The organism is Steroidobacter sp., assembly GCF_036402275.1.
Taxonomy (GTDB): domain Bacteria; phylum Pseudomonadota; class Gammaproteobacteria; order Steroidobacterales; family Steroidobacteraceae; genus Steroidobacter.
The window spans coordinates 159,659-178,300 of sequence record NZ_DASWTF010000017.1 but is presented as its reverse complement, the minus strand read 5'-3'; the positions used below and the strand labels follow the sequence as shown (position 1 = coordinate 178,300).

At 62.5% G+C, this 18,642-nt stretch carries 16 protein-coding genes; 6 read left to right on the top strand and 10 right to left on the bottom strand.

The genetic code is table 11. The features are described 5' to 3' along the window. Positions 1 to 107: 107 nt before the first annotated feature. Positions 108 to 2,144 (top strand): MDR family MFS transporter, encoded by a 2,037-nt coding sequence (locus tag VGD45_RS09575; protein WP_331155067.1) that lies wholly within the window; start codon positions 108 to 110, stop codon positions 2,142 to 2,144. Next, entirely contained in the window at positions 2,137 to 3,378 is a 1,242-nt protein-coding gene (locus tag VGD45_RS09570) for an MFS transporter (RefSeq protein ID WP_331155066.1), read from the top strand. The genes VGD45_RS09575 and VGD45_RS09570 overlap by 8 nt, the downstream gene beginning before the upstream one ends. 24 nt (positions 3,379 to 3,402) lie before the next feature. Here the strand turns inward: VGD45_RS09570 and VGD45_RS09565 are convergent, their stop codons facing one another. The 4 genes from VGD45_RS09565 to VGD45_RS09550 form a co-directional block, all read right to left on the bottom strand. Further along, positions 3,403 to 3,633: a DUF6496 domain-containing protein gene (locus tag VGD45_RS09565; RefSeq protein WP_331155065.1), complete on the bottom strand. Its 231-nt coding sequence runs from the start codon at positions 3,631 to 3,633 to the stop codon at positions 3,403 to 3,405. Positions 3,634 to 3,736: 103 nt separating this feature from the next. Beyond that, positions 3,737 to 4,939: a DUF1343 domain-containing protein gene (locus tag VGD45_RS09560; RefSeq protein WP_331155064.1), complete on the bottom strand. Its 1,203-nt coding sequence runs from the start codon at positions 4,937 to 4,939 to the stop codon at positions 3,737 to 3,739. After that, entirely contained in the window at positions 4,936 to 5,514 is a 579-nt protein-coding gene (locus VGD45_RS09555; RefSeq protein ID WP_331155063.1) for a DOMON-like domain-containing protein, read from the bottom strand. Before VGD45_RS09555 ends, VGD45_RS09560 begins: the two co-directional genes overlap by 4 nt. A 64-nt stretch (positions 5,515 to 5,578) precedes the next feature. Next, positions 5,579 to 6,961, bottom strand: a complete 1,383-nt coding sequence (locus VGD45_RS09550; RefSeq protein WP_331155062.1) for an MFS transporter — start codon at positions 6,959 to 6,961, stop codon at positions 5,579 to 5,581. 202 nt (positions 6,962 to 7,163) lie between these two features. On the opposite strand from VGD45_RS09550, the gene VGD45_RS09545 reads away from it, so the two are divergent. Next, complete coding sequence (locus VGD45_RS09545; protein ID WP_331155061.1) at positions 7,164 to 8,420, top strand: MFS transporter; 1,257 nt, start codon at positions 7,164 to 7,166, stop codon at positions 8,418 to 8,420. A 423-nt stretch (positions 8,421 to 8,843) separates the two neighbouring features. Here VGD45_RS09545 and VGD45_RS09540 read toward each other — a convergent pair whose 3' ends face one another. The 3 genes from VGD45_RS09540 to VGD45_RS09530 all read right to left on the bottom strand — a co-directional run bounded on the left by VGD45_RS09540 (position 8,844) and on the right by VGD45_RS09530 (position 14,012). Continuing rightward, positions 8,844 to 11,558 (bottom strand): serine/threonine-protein kinase, encoded by a 2,715-nt coding sequence (locus VGD45_RS09540; protein ID WP_331155060.1) that lies wholly within the window; start codon positions 11,556 to 11,558, stop codon positions 8,844 to 8,846. A 6-nt stretch (positions 11,559 to 11,564) separates the two neighbouring features. Beyond that, positions 11,565 to 12,119 (bottom strand): ECF-type sigma factor, encoded by a 555-nt coding sequence (locus tag VGD45_RS09535; protein WP_331155059.1) that lies wholly within the window; start codon positions 12,117 to 12,119, stop codon positions 11,565 to 11,567. 84 nt (positions 12,120 to 12,203) lie between these two features. Further along, the gene (locus VGD45_RS09530; protein ID WP_331155058.1) at positions 12,204 to 14,012 is read right to left on the bottom strand and encodes an ATP-binding cassette domain-containing protein; all 1,809 of its coding nucleotides are present in this window, start codon (positions 14,010 to 14,012) and stop codon (positions 12,204 to 12,206) included. Positions 14,013 to 14,103: 91 nt separating this feature from the next. On the opposite strand from VGD45_RS09530, the gene VGD45_RS09525 reads away from it, so the two are divergent. Beyond that, entirely contained in the window at positions 14,104 to 14,331 is a 228-nt protein-coding gene (locus tag VGD45_RS09525; RefSeq protein WP_331155057.1) for a hypothetical protein, read from the top strand. Between the two features lie 4 nt (positions 14,332 to 14,335). Here the strand turns inward: VGD45_RS09525 and VGD45_RS09520 are convergent, their stop codons facing one another. Next, positions 14,336 to 15,118 (bottom strand): thioesterase family protein, encoded by a 783-nt coding sequence (locus VGD45_RS09520; protein ID WP_331155056.1) that lies wholly within the window; start codon positions 15,116 to 15,118, stop codon positions 14,336 to 14,338. Beyond that, positions 15,115 to 15,912, bottom strand: a complete 798-nt coding sequence (locus tag VGD45_RS09515) for a helix-turn-helix transcriptional regulator (protein WP_331155055.1) — start codon at positions 15,910 to 15,912, stop codon at positions 15,115 to 15,117. The genes VGD45_RS09520 and VGD45_RS09515 overlap by 4 nt, the downstream gene beginning before the upstream one ends. A 76-nt stretch (positions 15,913 to 15,988) precedes the next feature. Here VGD45_RS09515 and VGD45_RS09510 point away from each other — a divergent pair, with 76 nt between their 5' ends. Then, complete coding sequence (locus VGD45_RS09510; protein WP_331155054.1) at positions 15,989 to 16,438, top strand: hypothetical protein; 450 nt, start codon at positions 15,989 to 15,991, stop codon at positions 16,436 to 16,438. A 235-nt stretch (positions 16,439 to 16,673) separates the two neighbouring features. Beyond that, entirely contained in the window at positions 16,674 to 17,366 is a 693-nt protein-coding gene (locus VGD45_RS09505; protein WP_331155053.1) for an outer membrane beta-barrel protein, read from the top strand. On the opposite strand, the gene hutI is transcribed toward VGD45_RS09505, so the two are convergent. Next, positions 17,363 to 18,619, bottom strand: a complete 1,257-nt coding sequence (hutI, locus tag VGD45_RS09500; RefSeq protein ID WP_331155052.1) for an imidazolonepropionase — start codon at positions 18,617 to 18,619, stop codon at positions 17,363 to 17,365. The genes VGD45_RS09505 and hutI overlap by 4 nt on opposite strands. Positions 18,620 to 18,642: the final 23 nt, after the last annotated feature.

Genomic DNA, 18,642 nt, shown 5'->3' with positions numbered 1-18,642 from the left:
CATTGCGACCAGCCGAGGCCAAATCACGACGGACTGAACGTAGTGATGCGAGGCGACGGCGGACGGTTTAAGCTCTGCGGCGTTTTTTGCGACCGTAAAATCCTCACTTGAGCGACTTGCAAATCTCGTCCGCCGAAAGGCGCCTGACGCTGGCGGCGCTGGCGGTTGTCGTGCTGCTCAGCGCGCTCGACCAGACCATCGTGGCCACGGCCATGCCTCGAATCATCGAGGAGCTGCAGGGTCTCTCCATGTATGCCTGGGTGACCACGGCGTACCTGCTGACCTCGACGGTGTCGGTTCCGCTTTATGGCAAGTTGAGCGATCAGTACGGGCGCAAGCCCATTCTGATCGTCGGCGTGCTGATGTTTCTGGCCGGCTCGGCCCTGTGCGGCTTGAGCGGCGAGTTCGGCCGTTTGCCCGTGCTGGGTGAGGGCATGATGCAGTTGGTGGTGTTCCGGGCTCTGCAAGGCCTGGGCGCCGGCGCGTTGATGACAGTGTCGTTCGCCGTGATGGCCGATCTGTATCCACCCCGTGAACGCGGCAGATTGTTCGGCGTGTTCGGCTCGGTGTTCGGTCTGGCCACGGTGGTGGGGCCGTTCATCGGCGGTTTCTTCACCGACCATGGCACCGTCACGTTGGCCGGTTATGAGATCGCGGGCTGGCGCTGGGTGTTCTATGTGAACTTGCCGCTCGGCGCGCTGGCGCTGTTCATGATCATCTATCGCATGCCCACGCTGCGAAAGGGTGGCGGTGGCGAAATCGATTATCTGGGCGCGGTGCTGATCGTGTTGACGGCCGCGTCGGCTCTGCTCGGGCTTACGCTGGGCGGCACGCATCACGCGTGGGATTCGCCTCGCATCATCGGGCTGTTCGCCCTTTCTGTGGTCTCGCTGGCAATCTTCCTTTGGGTCGAGACGCGCGCTCGCGAGCCGATACTGCCGCTTCGTCTCTTCAGCATTCCGACCTTTCGTACCGCGACACTGGGCTCGTTTGTGATGAGCATGGCGTTTCTCGGTGTCGTGATGTTCATGCCGCTTTACATGCAAGTGGTGCAAGGCGTGTCGGCCATGCAGAGCGGTGTTGCCCTGCTGCCGCTGATGATCGCGCTGATCGTCAGCAGCATCGGCTCCGGCCGCATCGTCCACCGCACCGGCAAATACAAACTGTTGATGGTGACGGGCGGCATCGTCCTGTTTGCCGGCGTCATATCGCTGACCGGAATCACGGCCGACACCACGCAGACCGATCTCACCTGGCGGCTGGTGCTGACCGGCCTGGGCCTGGGGCCGGCGCAGACCTTGTTCAGCCTGGTGATTCAGAACGCCGCGCCGGTCCACCAGGTCGGCGTGGCCACCAGCATGAGCCAGTTCAGCCGGCAGATGGGCTCGACCGTCGGCGTGGCCATTTTCGGAACGTTTCTTACGCATGCGCTCACGTCAGAGCTGCCCAAGCATGTGCCTCAGCTGCCAGGGAACAACATTTCGCAGCTGGATCTTGCGCATGCGCAAAGTCAGGCCATGAACGTCGGGGAGATCCGGGCGCGCGTGCAGCGCGCGTTCGACGAGCGATATCAGGTCATCGAGCGCGCCTATCGCGAAGATCCCAAAGCCGTGGCTGACATCCTCGCAGATTCACGGCTGCCGGAGAGCATCAAGGCGCCGTTGCGCGATGGCGGCATTCGCGCGCACGCCCATGATGAATTGGAAGAGCGTACCGATGCGCTGGTGGCCGAGTTGAAGGATGGGCAGGATGGGCGCGATCGGCTGCTGCAGGATCCGAATCTGTCGCCGTCCATGAAACACCAGCTCGCTAATATTCCCTCGCGGGCTTGGAACGAACCCGAGGTCATTGCCGGTGTAGCCAAGTTGTTCCGCGACAGCCTGCTCGCGACCGAGAATGCGATCGTCGCCAAGCGTTCCGAGCAGGTGTTGCAGCTGGTGAAGGCGGGAATGGCGCCGTATGTCACGAAAGTCGTCGAGGACGTTCATCGCGGCATCAAAGTGGCGTTCGCCACGTCCATTGCTCACATGCTCGAACGAGCGCTGTGGATCGTCGGGCTGGCGCTGCTCGTGGTGCTGTTCGTTCCCGAGCTGCCGCTGCGAGCTAAACCCAGCGCCGATTCGGCCGCCCCCGCCAATGAATAACGACACGGCCACCGCGCCGCCGCGCCGATCCTTTGCGGCCCTGAGGCACCCGGGCTATCGCGGGTTTTTCTTCGCCTTCGCCGGCGCGATGATGGCGGACAGCATCGAGCACGTCATCAGCTACTGGATCATGTTCCAGAAGTTTCAGTCGAACGCGCTGGGCGCGTTTGCGGTGGTGTCGCACTGGCTGCCGTTTCTCTTATTGTCCCTGCCGGTGGGCGCGCTGGCCGATCATTTCGATCCGCGACGTCTGATTCAAATCGGCATGGTGATTTTCATGGGCGTGTCCGTCGCGTGGGGCGCGCTGTTCCTGACCGATACGTTGGAAATGTGGCACGCGATGCTGCTGCTGACCCTGCACGGCATCGCTGGCGTGCTGTGGACGCCGAGCTCACAAGTGCTGTTGCATCACGTTGTGCCGCCGGAGCAGTTACAGAGCGCCGTGCGATTGAATGCGACCGCGCGACAGCTGGGTATGCTCGGCGGGCCCGCGATTGGCGGCTTGCTGCTGATGATCTTCGGCCCGTCGCACGGCATTCTTTTGAATGCGCTGATCTACGTGCCCACCATCGTCTGGTTGTGGAAAGCGCCGTACTCGCGGGTTACTGCAGGGCAGGGGCCGCCACGTCGTGCGTTGCTCTCGGTTAGCGACGTGACGTCGACCTTACGGCGAATTTCTTCTCATCCGGTATTGCTGGCGATGATCCTGCTGTCCGGTGGCGCATCGTTCTTCATCGGCAATGCTTATCTGCCGCAGATGCCGGACTTCGCACGCTCGCTCGGTCATGTCGATGCAGATCTTTCATACAGCGTGTTGTTGGGCGCCGACGCTGTCGGAGCGTTGACCGCGGGCTTCATCCTGGAAAGTCGCGGCTGGCTGCAGCCGAATCCGCGCACTGCCATGATCCTGGCGATCCTGTGGTGTGGCGCGCTGGCGGGTTTCGCCATGTCGTCGTTCTATTCGCTGGCGGTGCTGTTGCTGTTCATCGCCGGCTTCATGGATCTATCGTTCAACTCGATGGCCCAGACGCTGGTGCAGCTGAATGCGCCGGCCGACATTCGGGGCCGGGTGCTGGGCGTCTTTTCGATGATGGCCCTGGGACTGCGGACCTTCAGTGGCGTGACGGTGGGATTGATGGGGGCGGCGATCGGAATTCATTCCTCTCTGGCCTTGAGCGCGCTGGCGTTGGTGGCGCTGAGCGCTCTGCTGCTCGTGCGCAGCTCCAGATCCTGAGCGGAGCCGCGCACGCGCTGACGCTTATTTCTTCTTGGCGCTCTTTTTCTTGCGGCCGCCGGTCTTGCGGCCCGTTTTCTTCTTCGGCACCTTCGCACCGGAGCGCCGCGCTTCGGACAGGCCGATGGCGATAGCCTGCTTTCGGCTCTTCACCTTCTTGCCCGACCGGCCACTGCGCAGCGTGCCGCGCTTGCGCTCACGCATGGTCTTTTCGACTTTCTTGGACGCTTTCTTGCTGTACTTACGTGTTGCCATGAGGATGCTCCTCGTTGGTGGCGGGATGGACCCAGGGCTGGGCCCGGTATGGATTAGTCCCGCCCCAGCAACGCCCTACAGCAGCACCCTGTTCCGAAACGTGTCAGCGATATATCAAGAAAGCTTCGCGTTCCTCGCGCCACGACTTCTCGTCCGGCGCCGTCATTGAATCCAGATCAGCGGGCGTTGACTGCGCATCGTCGATCCATTCGCGCAGCAGCGGGCTGCCGTTGATGATGTCGATGGCGAGCCGGTCTTTCTCATATTCATAGTGAAAGTCGCGCCACAGCGGATAGTCGGGCTGCAAACGTCGTAGCGCCTTGAACGCCAATGTTTGCAATCGCCAGGGGCGGAACGCCTCGTGGTCGTAGCTCGGATCTTCGACGTGGATCTGCAATCCTGAGCAAAGTTTCCCGACATGTTTATGAAACGTCGGCTCGAACCAGCACGGACGCAGGCGACAGCCTTGCAACCATTGCGGCGCGAGCGAGCGCATTTCGGCGAGCACTTTGTTGGCGTCGATGTCGGGAGCGCCGAACAGCTCGAGCGGCCGGGTGGTGCCGCGACCTTCCGAAAGCGTCGTTCCTTCCAGCATCACGGTGCCGGCATAAGCGCGCGCCATCCAGAGATTCGGCGCGTTCGGGCTGGGATTCACCCAGGTTCGCTCGCCCAACGGCCAGCCGTAACCGGGCGAGGCGTCCGGCTGCCAACCTTGCATCTCGATCACTCGGTAATCGACATTGAGCTTCAACGTGCGAACGAACCAGTGCGCGAGCTCGCCGAGCGTCAGTCCATGTCGCATGGGCAACGGCCCCGCGCCTACGAAACTTTCCCAACCTTCGCGCAAGCGCAGACCTTCGATTGGGCGGCCAGCGGGATTGGGTCGATCCAGTACCCATACAGACTTGCCATGCTTGGCCGCGGCCTCCAGCACGTAACGGAGCGTCGTGATGAACGTGTAGATGCGACAACCGAGATCCTGCAGATCCACCAGCAGCACATCGAACGGCTGCATCATTTCATCAGTGGGCCGGCGCACTTCGCCATAAAGGCTGAAGATGGGAATGCCGTGGATCGGATCGTTGAAGGTCGGCGACTCGACCATGTTGTCCTGTTTGTCGCCGCGCAAACCGTGTTGCGGACCGAAGGCCGCTGTGAGTTTCACTCCGGCGGCGGCCAGTGCGTCCAGCGAATGAGTCAGGTCCGTGGTGACCGATGCGGGATGGGCCAGCAGCGCCACGCGCTTGCCTTGTAACTCACGACGCAACGTCGGTTCGGCGAGCAGCCGATCGATACCGAACTTCATACAGGATCTCCAGCCAGGCCCCCGTCCAGGACCAGGGCAAAGCCATCTCGGTGATGAAAATCGGGCTTGCCTTGCGGATGCGCCAGCGCCCAATAGGATTTGCGTCCTTGATCGCTCTCCATGACCGCGGAGACCGCCATGCGCAGCTCGCGATCTTTGATGTCGTCCGCCGTCAGTCCCGGTATGGCGCCGAGGTGGATGTCGACGTCGAAGTCCAGCTCGCCTTCGCGTCGTCGCACGATCACACGCGGTGGCGGCGCTGGGTGCAGCGGCGTCATTCCCTCACGGTAGCCGTCGAACCGATACACGGCCCACTGGCTCGATGGCGAGAAGTTGAATTCGTAGTACACGTCGCTGTCGGCGAACGCGAGGAATGCTTCCAGGCAGGTGTGTTTCCACAGCTCGTCCTGAAACTTGCTCGCCGCCTGCGCAGGCAGCTGCAGGCGGTCGATGTTGCCGGTGACGCGGAAGTACAGCACCAGCAGATCCGTCGTGAGCGAATCCACTTCGACGGTGATGCCGGTGACGATGTCGTCCGGAGTCGATGGGTGGCGGCGCAGGGGAGTGGCGTGCATGCGCGCTATTCTAGTCCACGCACGCCCCGTTCCGGGCGATTCCATGCCCGCCCCCTCCGGCGCGTCAGTGCCAGCTCGCGGTTGCCGCGATTTTCTCCCGGAACAGCGGGCGTTCCAGCCAGAGCAAGGTGGCTGCGATGGATGTGCCCATGACCACGACGATCAGCAGCGCCCAGCGAATCTGCATGGGGTCTTGCAGGATGTAGTCGCTGATGAACGGCACCAGCGCCGGACCCACGCCCATGCCGATCAGATTCACCGTGAACAGGTACACCGAGGAAATCTGCGCTCGCATCTGGTTGGGCGTCACTTGATTCACGGCCATGGGGCCCATGGCGACATAGCCATGGAAGGGCAGGCCGGCGATGCAGATCGCCACGACTGCGATGGCGAACGAGGGCATGAACGGTGTGAGCGAGCTCGTGGCCAGCGTCGCCAGGGCAACGACCAGGGCGACCTTGATGGGTGCGTCGGTGTGACCCCGCGAGGCCCACCAATCGCACAGCTTGCCCGCAAGGAAGATGCCGGTGGTGTTGATGAAGATGGTCGACAAACCGATGACCACGCCGACCTGCGCAGGAGCCACGCCATACGTTCTGGCGATCACTGTCGGCAACCAGCCGCCCACCGCGTAGCCGACCATGGCGAGCATGGCCAGCGCGATGAAGTGCAGACTGTAAAAGTTGCCGTGCTCCAGCAGGAACTTCATGACTTCCCGGAATGGGACTTTCTGGCCGAAGTCCTCGCCGCTGGCGGATTGCATCTTCATGAAGCCGCGACGCGCCGGCTCACGCACTCCGAGCAGCAAGAGTGGCAACAGCAATCCGGGCGCGCCGGTCACGATGAACACGAATTGCCAGGCGCGCACTTCGCCGAGCAGCGGTAGCGTGAATGTTTTGCCTTCGACTGAAATGGCGGCAACCACTAGGCCGCCGACCAGCATCGCAACGCCGGCGCCGATCGCGATCCCCATGTTATAGACGCTGAATGCGCGGCCTTGTTTCTCTCGCGGGAACGCGTCGCTGATCATCGAGTACGCTGCTGGCGATAGCGCCGCTTCACCCACACCGACGCCGGCGCGTGCGAGGAGTAACTGCAGCCAGTTCTTGGCGAGGCCGCAGCAGGTTGCCATCAGCGACCACGCAATCACACCGGCCGCGACGATGCTCTTGCGGTTCATGCGATCTGCGAGTCGGCCAATCGGAATACCGAAGAACGTGTAGAACAACGCGAACGCGAAGCCTTGCAGCAGACCGATCTGCGTGTCGGTGACTTGCAGGTCGCGTTTGATGGGCTCGACCAGCAGCGAAATGATCTGCCGGTCGATGAACGAAAAAATGTAGAACAGCAGCAGCACGAACACCATGTACCAGGCTTGCGCCGACGCCGGGTACGGCAGGGCTGCGGAATAGAGAGGCGGATTCGCCGCGGACTGCTCCGTATTCAATGGTCTTCCCCCGTGCTGCGATCGAGTTGAGTTCAGGCTTCGCAAGCATGTGCGGTCGCCGCCTTGTTTCCTGGTGGCGGCGTACCGCGAATTCGAATCAGTGTAGTCGCGGGCGAGGCCGACGGCGAGTTCCACGTTTTGATTTCGTTGCGCGGAACTAATCACTTGTGAGTTGTGCAAGCTTCCGGGCATCCTGCGCGCCATGCGGTCACAAGAGCAGCGGATAGCTGTCGAGGATAAGCCACGCGTCGGTTGGGGATTCATTACGCTCCACGCGCTGGCGTATGCAGGTACGTGGCTGGCGTTGCTCACGCCGGTGCTCGTGACTATTGCCTTGAAGGTGCGGCACCTTGCGCCCGAGACCGCGGCGTCGAGTCTCTCGCTCGTGCTCGGGTTCGGCGCGTTCTTCGCGCTGGTCGGCAATCCGCTGTTCGGAAGGTTGAGCGATAGGACGACGTCGCGCTTCGGCATGCGGCGACCGTGGTTGATCGGCGGCGTGATCTGCGGAGCAGTCGCGCTGTTGTTGATCGCGACTGCCACCACGATTCCGATGGTGTTGGTGGGCTGGTGTCTCGCGCAGCTTGCGTTCAATGCGGTGCTCGCGGCCATCATTGCCGTGTTGCCCGATCAGGTTCCTGCCGAGCAGCGTGGAACGGTCGCGGGCGTCATGGGTGTCTGTCTGCCGTTGGGACAGGTGAGCGGCACATTCCTCGTGCAGCATCTGAGCACATCCACGTTGCTCATGTTCATGGTGCCTGCGTCGATCTGCATCGTGGTCGTGCTTTTGTTCGCATTGTCGCTGCAGGATCGGCATCTCGCGCCGGGGACGGTGAAGCCGTTGGGCTGGCGAGATACTGTCGCGATCTACTGGGTGAATCCGCGGCAATATCCCGATTTCGCGTGGACCTGGCTCAGTCGGTTGTTGCTGGTGTTGGGCACGGCGTTCCTGAACACTTATCAACCGTTTTATCTGATCGATAAGTTGGGCTACACGGCGGCGGAAATTCCGATGCTGATATTCCAGGGCATCCTGGTGCAGACGGTCGCCATCGTCGCGGTGAGTGTGCTCGGCGGTCGGCTGTCAGACGCGATCGGCCGACGCAAGGTATTCGTGGTGATCGGCGGCGTGGTGTACGCGATGGGACTGTGGGTCATCGCTGCTGCGCCGGAATATGCGACCTTCCTGCTCGGCATGACCATCACTGGCATCGGGCACGGCATTTACTTCGCCGTGGATCTCGCGTTGGTGACGGATGTGCTGCCGAATCGGTGGAGAGATGCTGCGAAGGACTTGGGCATCTTCAACGTTGCCAACGCGCTGCCTCAGGCGATAGCGCCGGCGGTTGCGCCGATCATTCTTGCGACTAGCGGGGGGAATTACACGTGGTTGTTTGCTATCGCTGGCTCAATCGCGTTGATGGCGTCGATCACGATTCTTCCAGTTAAGAGCGTCAAATAAGAGCCGGAGGGCTCGGTGGCTCGCGGCGCTTGCCGGGGGGAGGGCCTTCCGGCACCGCCGCGTGAATACGTCCCTGTAGGGCTGATTGGCGAAACTTCCCTGTTTCTCAATCTGCCGGAAGGCCCCCCGGCAATCACCGCTGAAACGTTGGTGGGAACCTTCAAGCCGGAAGGCATCCCCGGCAATCACCGCTGAAACGTTGGCTGAGAATCGCGCGGGCGCATCGAGAACGTGCATCCCTCTTCCATGCAAAACATTCCGGTTCTTCCGCTGCCACGGTTGAGTTTGCACACGTTCCTGAGATCTTCGGTTCGGAATTTAACATTCGGCGTTTCTGCGGAAATCCGCGGTCGCCCAGCGTGCGAGCGGCGCTTTCAATTCAACGCTTTCCGCACCAGCTCAAAGGTCGCCGGAGTCACACTGTCACATCGCGACTGCGCGGCGAGCGCGGGCGGTCTGAGGGTGATCGCGGCCGAGTTGTGATTCCAGCGTGGCGAGCGACTGTTCCAGGAGTTGTTTGCCGGCGGGGTTGCCGGTGGCGAGTTGGGCTTCGCCGAGGCGGGCGCGGGCCTCGGCGAGTTCCCAGCTTTGAGGCCACATGACTTGTTCGCGCAGCTTCACGGCTTCTTCCAATACGGGCAGAGCCTCGGCTGCGCGGCCTTGCTTGGTCAGCGTTTCGCCGTGCGCTACCAGCGCCTGACCTAAAGCCAGCTGAGCGGTCGGACCAGAGGTGCGCAGCTTGTTTGTGACTTCGGCCAGTTCGTCGAGCGACTGCGAACTCGGTTTCTGGGCGGCGGCGAGCTTTGCTTTGGCCAGTTGCACGCGCTGCGTGAAGAAGTGATTATCGCCGAATTGTTTGCGGGCCAATGACAGCGTCTCATCGAGCGTCTGAGCAGCGCGCTGTTGCTGTCCTGAGGCGGCGTGCGCTTCGGCAAGAAACGTTCGATTCTGCACGTGCAGAGCGCTGCCACGGGCGGTGAATTTCTCGGCCATCAGCGACGCTTGTTCCAGGATGGGGATGGCTTGATCGTGCCGGCCGAGAGCCGTTTGCAACGAGCCGTACTGACCCATGGACGCAGCGACCGCCGCGGAGTCTCCGGACTGCGCGCGCTGGGCCTCGAACGCATGCTTCAACTCGCGCTCGGCGTCGGCGATGCGGCCGACGCGGTAGGAGAGCGTGCCGACGTTTGCTCGCATGACTAGAGCGGGAACATCTTCATCGGTGCCCAGAGCGTCATGGATGGACAGCGCTTTCCGATAAGCCTCCGTGGCTTCTTGCAGCCGGTTGGCATTCATCAAAGCAATGCCCAACGAGTTATAGAGAATCGCCGTCTCGCTGTGATTCTCGCCAGAAAGCGCCACACGCTCGACGAGCGCCTGCTCGTTAGTCGCGATGGAGCCTGCCAAATCGCCCTGCGCCCGCAGAATCCGCGCCTTAACGACAAGACATTCCAAATGCTGTTCGGCGTAACGTTTGCGATCGCGATTCCAGAACGCTTCCGCAGGCTGGATCAGTTCAGCCGCGCGCTGAATGTTCCCGCGCGACAGCTCTGCATGCGCCAACTTCTGCTTCACCAAAGCAACCGTCTCGGGATCGGCCTCCGGCCCGGCTTGTTTCAAGTAGCCCTCGAGCAACGGCGCCTGGCCGGCGACATCCTCGAGCGCGCCATACAAATCCGCGAGTGTCTCAACCACCTTGCCCGCGAGATAAGGATCGTCCCGATATTCCTGCAACACGCGCTCGGCGCTTCGATCCAGCATCGCTTTCGCAGTCGTTGGGCCGGAGTCCTCCTGCGCTACCGAAGTGCGAAACATCCGAGTGAGATACATGCGAACCGCTTCTTCACGCGCCGCTGCCCGGCGCGCGTTGTCGCGTTCAATCACAGCGCGAGCGGCTTGCTCGCGCGCTTCGCTAGCTTGCCAGAGCGCGATGCTCGCGCCACCGAGGATGGCAATCAAAACAGCCGCCGCCGCCGCAGTCGCGATCCGATTCCGACTGACGAATTTACTGAAGCGATACCACGCGCTGTCTGGGCGCGCTTGGATGGGCCGGCCAAGCAAATGGTTCTCGATGTCGAGCGCGAAGGCGTCAGCGCTGGCATAGCGCTGCAAGGGATCTTTCTTCAATGCCCGATTCAGAATGGCATCCACATCGCCACGCAACCGACGTCGGTGCTGTCGATTTTGCGTCGTCGCGCTGGCGGGGATTGCGTCAATCTCGGTGATCGCGCGTTCGAGCTGACCCACGCTGGTTTGTTTGACCTCGTAGGGAAGCAAGCCCGTGAGCAATCGATAGCTGACAACGCCGAGTGAATACACGTCAGTCGCAGTGCTGACCGGCTCGCCATTGATTTGCTCCGGCGCCGCGTACTCCGGCGTAAATGCGCGCACAGCGAACTGAGTCTGTTCGCCGGGCTGATTCTCCAGCAACTTGGCGACTCCGAAGTCGAGCAGCCGTACCGATCCGTCGGCCGTGACGAGAATATTGCTCGGCTTCAAATCGCGATGAACCACCAGCCGTGCGTGAGCATGCGCGACGGCGCGCGCCACCTGCAGAATCAGCTGCAGTATCTGCTCGACCGTCAGCTCATGATGGCCGCAGTACTGATCGATGGTCTGGCCTTCGACGAATTCCATGGCCATGAACGGACGACCGAAATCATCGACGCCAGCGTCGTAGAGCCGCGCGATGTTCGGATGTTCGAGAGTCGCGAGGATATCCCGCTCGCGCGCCATCCTTTCGGCGAGGCCGCCGATCCAGGTGACGTGCGGTAATTTGAGCGCGACCTTCCGCTTGAATGTGCCATCGGCTCGCTCGGCCAGCCAAACGCTGCCCATGCCGCCGCGCCCCAGCTCCCGAACCAACCGATACGGACCGACGTGATTGCCCGGCTCGGGCATGCTCAACGGCGAAGTGTTGATGCCGGTGAGGCTCGTGAATTGTGGGATGTCGCGTAGGAAGGTGTCCGTATCGCGAGTGGCGTGCTTGGCAAGCAGCTGTCGTAACGCGGGCTTGAGCCGCTCGTATTCGCCGCCGAGGGATTCCAGCCAGGTATCGCGCTCGGGCGGCGGCAGATCGAGCGCGGTGTCGAGCAGCTCGAACATCTGCTTCCAATCTTCCGGCCCGATCTTTTGCATGGGACGCTACGGGGTCAGGGTGGTGGCCAGGAACAAACGTGCCTTTTCCCAATCTCGCGCTATCGAGCGCACGCTGCGGTCCAGTGCGTCGGCGACTTCTTCCTCCGTCATGCCGGCGAAGTAACGCATTTCCACGACCTTGACCAGACGCGGCTCGATCTTCGCCAGTTCCTGCAAGGCTTCGTGGATTTGTAACACTTCGCGCTCGCGTGGATCTTCGATATGCGCGGCGGCTACGTCGAGATCGACATGAATCGCGTCTCCGCCGCGACGATCGGCGGAACGCCGACGCACAAAATCGACCACGATAGACCGCATGACCTGCGCGGCGTAGCCCATGAAGTGGCCGCGGTCGTTGGCTTCGATGGCGCCGGCCTTGAACAGCCGCAGATAGGATTCGTGCACCAGCGCCGTGGTGTCGAGCAAAGTGAACTGGCCGCTGCGACGGAGTCTGGCGTGCGCCAGCTGACGCAGGTCGTTGTAAAGCAGATCGAACAATTGCTCGACGGCGCCGGCGTCACCCCGCCGGGAAGCATTGAGCAGTAAGGTCACTTGCGACATGCAAATCCGTCGTCGCCGCCGATTGTGACGAGAATCTAGCACACGGCGCTGTCGCAGCCGTGACGCCAGACACAGAGTTGCCGTTCAGCCTTTGGCCGCAGCCTCGGCTTTCGCCTCCAGCGTCGACCAACGCTCGAACTTTTCCGACATCTCGCGCTCGAGGTCCTCGGCCAGCTTGCGATCGGCTTTCATCTGTTCGGGGCCCTGCTTGTGATAATCGGCGGAGCTCATGCGCTCCGTCAGCTCTTGCTGACGTTGTTCCAGCGTTTCGATCTCGGCGGGCAGTTGCGCCAGCTCGCGAGTTTCCTTGTAGCTGAGCTTGACCGGAGCAGGCGCGCGCGGCGCCGCTTTGGTTTCCTGCTTGGGCTTGGAGGGAGCGGGAGCAAGCGGCGCGGGCCGCTGCGCAAGCCAGTCGCTGTAACCGCCGACATACTCTTGCCAGCGCCCGTTGCCTTGAGCGACCAATGTCTGCGTGACCACGTTGTCGAGAAACGTGCGGTCGTGGCTCACCAGCAGCAGCGTGCCGCCATAGTTTTGCAATGTGTCTTCGAGCAGCTCCAGCGAATCGATGTCCAGATCGTTGGTGGGCTCGTCCATCACCAATACGTTGGCGGGGCGGGCGAACAATCGCGCCAGCAGCAGTCGATTGCGCTCGCCGCCGGACAGCGCCTTCACCGGCGAATTGGCCCGCTGCGGCGGAAATAGAAAATCGCCGAGATAAGTCATCACATGTTTGCGCTCGCTGCCGATCTCGATCCAGTCCGAGCCGGGGCTGATGGTCTCGGCGACGGACTTTTCCGGATCGAGCTGCTCGCGCAGCTGGTCGAAGTAGGCGACCGCCAGGTTGGTGCCGAGCCGTACGCTTCCGCTGTCCGGTTCGAGCTTGCCGAGGATGAGCTTGATGAGCGTCGACTTACCCGCGCCGTTCGGTCCGATCAGGCCGACGCGATCGCCGCGCATGACGCGCATGGAAAGATCACGGACGATGGGCCGGTCGCCGAATGATTTGCCGACGTCCGTCAACTCGGCGACCAGCTTGCCGGAGCGTTCGCCTGAGTCGAGAGTGAGTTTCACGCTGCCCATTTGCTCGCGGCGGGCAGCGCGCTGTTCGCGCAGCGCTTCGAGCCGGCGCACACGGCCTTCATTACGAGTGCGGCGGGCTTCGACGCCTTTGCGGATCCAGACTTCTTCCTGCGCCCAGAACTTGTCGAACTTGCGGTTCATGACTTCTTCGGCCGCAAGCTGTTCGCTCTTGCGTGTTTCATACGCGGCAAAGTTGCCCGGATAGGAACGAAGCAAGCCACGGTCGAGCTCGACGATGCGAGTGACCACGCGGTCGAGGAACGAACGATCGTGCGTAACGACGATGGACGCGGGGCCTTTGATCAGCAGCTCTTCCAGCGCGGTGATGCCGTCGATGTCGAGATGGTTGGTCGGCTCGTCGAGCAACAGCAGATCGGGTTCGAGCGCGAGCGCGAGAGCCAGAGCCGCTCGTTTGCGTTCGCCGCCGGAAGTCGTTTCGGGGGCGCGCTCGGCGGCCACGCCAAGACGCTGTAAGAATTCGCTGAGCCGCGCATCGAGCCGCCAGCGCTCACGCTCGTCGTGAATTTGTTCGAGCTTGCCACGCTCGACGAGACTGTCACGCACCGTCTCGGCCGGCGGCAGCAAAGGCTCTTGCTCCACCAATACGACCTTGACTCCGTCCTGGCGCGCCAGCTCGCCGTCGTCCAAAGGCGCAAGGTCCGTGATGACTTTCAGTAGCGAGGACTTGCCGGTGCCGTTGCGGCCGATCAGGCCGACGCGCTCGCGCTCGTCGATGGAAAAGTTGGCGCGATCCAGCAGGGGATGCAGCCCATAGGCGAGTTCGGCGTTGCGCAGCGTGAGCAGGGGCATGTCGGTAAAGCGGAGCGAGTCGGGGCCCGAATGATAGCGGCGTCGGCCGTTCCGGGGCTGGAAATCGCGGGGCCGGCCTTACAATAAGACCATGCGCATCGCCAAACCCATCCTTCTGGTCACCACACCCATCGGCCTGGCCATCGGTCTGTACGAGGGCTGGCGACTGGCCGGCGGGTTGGTTTTCATCATGGCCGCGCTGATGCTGGTCATTGCCGCCGCGTTTGGCTCGGTGGTCTGGACCATCCGGCGCGAGCGCGCCGAAGAAGAACGCAAGAAAGCCGCGGCGGCGGAGCAGCCGCCGACAGCGAACGGCTAACGACTCATTTCGCGCGAGGCTCGATCACCAGGCTTTGGATGGCGCGTCCAAAGTAGCCCCGCTCATCGCCGAGCTTCGCGAACGCGAGACCCGCGCCCTGGTCACCCAGCCAGGTCTGCGCATCCAGCAGAATCCACTCGCCGACCGGCATGCGCGCGAGGCTGATGGTCAAGTCGGCGTTGATGAAGGTCCACTTGCCGAAGTCGAGCTCCGCGGACACGCCGTTACAAAAATCTCCCGTCATAGCCGCGCGCATCAGCGGTGTGATGGCTTCACCTTCCACGATGGTGCGATGAGCGCGAAACCAGACCGCGCCCGGGCCCAGCTCACCGAACGAGCCGCGCACCGAACGCAGCGTCACGCCGGACGCGAATTGCTCATAATCCGTGAAGCGAATTTTCTGATCGCGACCCTGCTCCGGGCCCGGCAATATCACCTGTTCGTCCACCACATGCTCGGGCAGCTCGGTCTGCGCCTGCCGGATCTTGAGCACCGTCGCGCGCACGCATGCCTGGCCTTCATGTGACAAAGTCACATTGCACACCTGGATCTTGCGGCCCTCGCGCTGCACGTCGATTTTTATTTCGAGCGGCGCAACCGGCATCGGACGCAGGAAATCGAAAGTCATGCGCGCGACCTGCATGGGCTCGCGCATGGGCATGCGCTCCACCGCCCAAGCCACCAGCGAGGCCGGCGCGCCGCCGTGCTGCAGATTGGGATCCCAAGGGCCGGCGGCGCAAGGCTGGGTGTGGGCGATTGAACCTTCGACTCGGTAGACGTAACTCATAACGGCATCTGTCGTAGCGCGGCGGCGGTGGCCGCATCGGCGGGGAAAAACGCTTCCAGCGCCAATTCTGACAGAGTCACGTCGATCGGGGTGCCAAACACGGTCGTGGTGCTGATGAAACTGAGCACGCCCATGGGGGTGGCCAGCCGCATGGGCACCACGAAGGCGTTGGCGCCGTCGCCGTCCGCACTGCGGGTCGGAGTTTGTGGCGCGGGATAGGCGCTCAGCTCTTCCAGCAAGGCAATCAGCACCTTGTCCGCGGATATTTCTATTTGTCGCCGCAGGCGAGCGAGCAGATGCGTACGCCATTGACCGAGATTCACGATGCGAGGCGCGAGGCCGTCGGGATGAAGGCTCAATCGCAATACATTCAAGGGCGGCGCCAGCAACTTCTCACTGATGCCGGTGAGCATCGGCGCGACGGCGCGATTGGCTGCGAGCAAGGTCCAATGTCGGTCCACGGCGACGGCCGGGTACGGCTCATGGCCTTTCAGCACCATTTCCATGGCGTCGCGCGCGGCTTGCAGTGTCGGGTCATCGAGTGTGCGCTCGGTAAACATGGGTGCGAATCCCGCGGCGACCAGCAGGGTATTGCGTTCTCGCAACGGCACCTCCAGCAGCTCGCTCAGTTTCAGCAGCATTTCGCGGCTCGGCCGCGAGCGGCCGGTCTCGAGAAAGCTCAGATGTTTGGAAGAAATCTCGGCTTCGACGGCGAAATCGAGCTGGCTCAGGCGCCGGCGCTGGCGCCATTCGCGCAGCAGGTGTCCGACGGGGCGGGTATCGGTGGCGTTCATGGCAGCGACGATAACGCAGCCCTCGGGCCATGCTCCATTACCTCCGTGGTAATCGACGCTCCGCCGCGGGACGGCCATGCTGTGTCCCGTCACACAACGTCACGAGGACATCGTCATGAGCTTCATTCAAACATCGACTTTTCTGCGCCGGGTGCTGGTGGTGGACGCGGTGAGCTGCGCCGGGATGGGGTTGCTGATGCTGGCATTCAGCGGCTCGTTATCCGGGCTGCTGAGCTTGCCGGCTGGGTTGCTTTCCGAGGCTGCCAAGGTGCTGCTGCCATTCGCGGCGTTGCTGGCATTTCTCAGCACGCGCTCGCGGCTGCCGCCCGCGGCGGTCTGGGCGGTGATCGTTGCCAACGCCATCTGGGCGATCGACAGCATCGTGCTGTTGTTCACCGGTTGGGTGCAGCCGAATCTCCTGGGTCACCTGTTCGTCGCGGGCCAAGCCGCTTTCGTCGCGGTGATCGTGGAGCTGGAGTACGTCGGCCTGCGCAAGTCGGCCGCCGTCGCACCTACACGCGCGTGAACTGGCGCTGAATACGGCCGTCGGAATATGAGATTAGTCGCCTGCCGTCCCTAAAAAATCATTGTTTGCTACTCGGGGCGGCAGGCTCCGACCGCGGCCGCTTTGCATCTGATCCGCCGTATGCTGCGATATGCCCCAATACGCCGTTTTCGTTTCCGGGGCTTGAGGCGGCGAGCCGCCATTTTCGGTACAGTCTGGTACTGGGCAGACGTCGCAGCATGGGTGATCGCTCGGCATGAACCATAAGCAACTTTTCGTGGCCACGGCTTTGGCCGCGCTGGCCGGCATGATGCCGACCGCGCAGGCCGCGCAGCCGGGCTTCTACATCGGCGGCCTGTATGGCCAGGCCGACAAGCAGATCGACATCGATGGCTTCAACACCTACGCGGCCACGGTGGTCTATCCCAACCCGGTCGTGCAACTGACCGTCGAGTCGATGACTGCGTCGCTGGACACGAGCGACAGCGGTTATGGTTTTTTCGCGGGTTATCGCTTCAACACGCACCTCGCCGTGGAAGGCGGCTACGTCGATCTCGGCAACGTGACGTATCGGGCCAATCTCACCGGCAACATCACCGGCATTCCCACCACCGCCGTGACCAACGTCGATACCGAGAGCGCGGGCATCAGCGTGTCGGCGCTGGGCGTCTGGCCGCTGAGCTATCGTTGGGAAGTGTATGGCCGGGCCGGCGCGCTGTTCTCCAGCAACGATTTCCGGCTGTTCTACGACGACATCGAGCAGAACCCGCGGCGCGATCAGTTCTCCGAAAGCGATGTCGACCTGCTGGCGGGCGTCGGCACCAGCTTCAGCTTTTTCGAGATCTACGACGTGCGCGTGGAGTATCAGCGCATCTTCGACTCCGGCGACAAGACCACCGGCGAAGGCGACAACGATTTTATTTCGCTCGGGATCACCGTCGTGTTCTAAGCGGTCGTGCTCCGTCCCGCGAGCACGATCTCCACTGGCCGATGCACGCCCACTTCCGCGCACAGTTGTTCGGGATGACGTAATCGCCAGATCGCGAGATCCGCGCGCGATCCCACTTGCAGCGTGCCGCGATCGTTCGATAGTCCGAGCGCGCGTGCGGCGTTGACCGTTACACCCCTCAGTGCTTCGGCTGCAGTCAAGCGAAACATCACGCAGGCCATGTTCATCGCCGTGAGAATGGATGCGATCGGCGACGTGCCCGGATTGCAGTCCGTGGAAACGGCCATCGGAATTTTCAGCTGACGCAGCTTCTCGATGGGCGGCAGCTTGGTCTCGCGCAGGTAATAGAACGCGCCGGGCAATAAGCCAGCGACGACGCCACGCTCGGCCATGCGTTGCAGGGAGCGCTCGGAAGTATGTTCCAGATGATCCGCCGAGAGCGCACCGAAGTCCGCTGCGATTTCTCCGCCGTTGCCATCGCTCAACTGATCCGCATGCAGTCGCAACGGTAAGCCGAGCTCACCGGCGCGAGCGAAGATCCGTCGCGTTTGTTCTTGAGAGAAGGCGATGCGCTCGCAGAAGACGTCCACGGCGTCAGCCAGCTTCGCGCTCGCCACGGCGGGCAACATTTCCTCGCAGACGTGACGCACATAGTCCTCCTGCCTGCCCGCGAACTCCGGCGGTAAGGCATGCGCGCCGAGAAACGTTTTCACGATGGTGAGGCCCGTGACCTCGCCGATACGTTGCGCGACCCGCAGCATCTTCAGCTCGTTCTCCAGGTCGAGTCCGTAACCGGATTTGATCTCGACGGTGGTCACGCCTTCGGCGGCGAGCGCCCGAGCGCGAGGCAGCGATTGTTCGAGCAACTCATCTTCGCTGGCGGCGCGAGTCGCCTTCATCGTCGAGACGATGCCGCCGCCGGCGCGTGATATTTCTTCATACGTCGCGCCGCGCAGTCGTGCGGCGAACTCGTTGCTGCGGTCGCCGCCGTACACGAGATGGGTATGGCATTCGACCAGTCCGGGGGTAATCCACAAGCCATGCGCTTCGGTGACGACGCGGGCGGTCCATTGCATACCGTCGAGCTGCTGGCGGCTGCCGAGCCAGGCGATCCGGCCGTCCTTGATGGCCAGCGCGGCGTCCTCGAGTTCACCCAATTCGTTGACTGAATCACCCACGGGCAGGGTGGCCAGGTGAGCACCCAGCCACACCCGGTCCCAGACCGGCGCGTCATTCGAGATCGAAGCTTTCATCGCGCCGCAGTCTTATACTCAAG

Excerpts from the sequence above, each read along its gene's own strand:
- VGD45_RS09560 (WP_331155064.1), bottom strand. The coding sequence starts at position 4,939 with ATGAAGTTCGGTATCGATCGGCTGCTCGCCGAACCGACGTTGCGTCGT.
- VGD45_RS09510 (WP_331155054.1), top strand. The coding sequence starts at position 15,989 with ATGCTGTGTCCCGTCACACAACGTCACGAGGACATCGTCATGAGCTTC.
- VGD45_RS09565 (WP_331155065.1), bottom strand. The coding sequence starts at position 3,633 with ATGGCAACACGTAAGTACAGCAAGAAAGCGTCCAAGAAAGTCGAAAAG.
- VGD45_RS09525 (WP_331155057.1), top strand. The coding sequence starts at position 14,104 with ATGCGCATCGCCAAACCCATCCTTCTGGTCACCACACCCATCGGCCTG.
- VGD45_RS09520 (WP_331155056.1), bottom strand. The coding sequence starts at position 15,118 with ATGAGTTACGTCTACCGAGTCGAAGGTTCAATCGCCCACACCCAGCCT.
- VGD45_RS09570 (WP_331155066.1), top strand. The coding sequence starts at position 2,137 with ATGAATAACGACACGGCCACCGCGCCGCCGCGCCGATCCTTTGCGGCC.
- VGD45_RS09505 (WP_331155053.1), top strand. The coding sequence starts at position 16,674 with ATGAACCATAAGCAACTTTTCGTGGCCACGGCTTTGGCCGCGCTGGCC.
- VGD45_RS09515 (WP_331155055.1), bottom strand. The coding sequence starts at position 15,912 with ATGAACGCCACCGATACCCGCCCCGTCGGACACCTGCTGCGCGAATGG.
- VGD45_RS09540 (WP_331155060.1), bottom strand. The coding sequence starts at position 11,558 with ATGCAAAAGATCGGGCCGGAAGATTGGAAGCAGATGTTCGAGCTGCTC.
- VGD45_RS09530 (WP_331155058.1), bottom strand. The coding sequence starts at position 14,012 with ATGCCCCTGCTCACGCTGCGCAACGCCGAACTCGCCTATGGGCTGCAT.
- hutI (WP_331155052.1), bottom strand. The coding sequence starts at position 18,619 with ATGAAAGCTTCGATCTCGAATGACGCGCCGGTCTGGGACCGGGTGTGG.
- VGD45_RS09535 (WP_331155059.1), bottom strand. The coding sequence starts at position 12,119 with ATGTCGCAAGTGACCTTACTGCTCAATGCTTCCCGGCGGGGTGACGCC.
- VGD45_RS09545 (WP_331155061.1), top strand. The coding sequence starts at position 7,164 with ATGCGGTCACAAGAGCAGCGGATAGCTGTCGAGGATAAGCCACGCGTC.
- VGD45_RS09555 (WP_331155063.1), bottom strand. The coding sequence starts at position 5,514 with ATGCACGCCACTCCCCTGCGCCGCCACCCATCGACTCCGGACGACATC.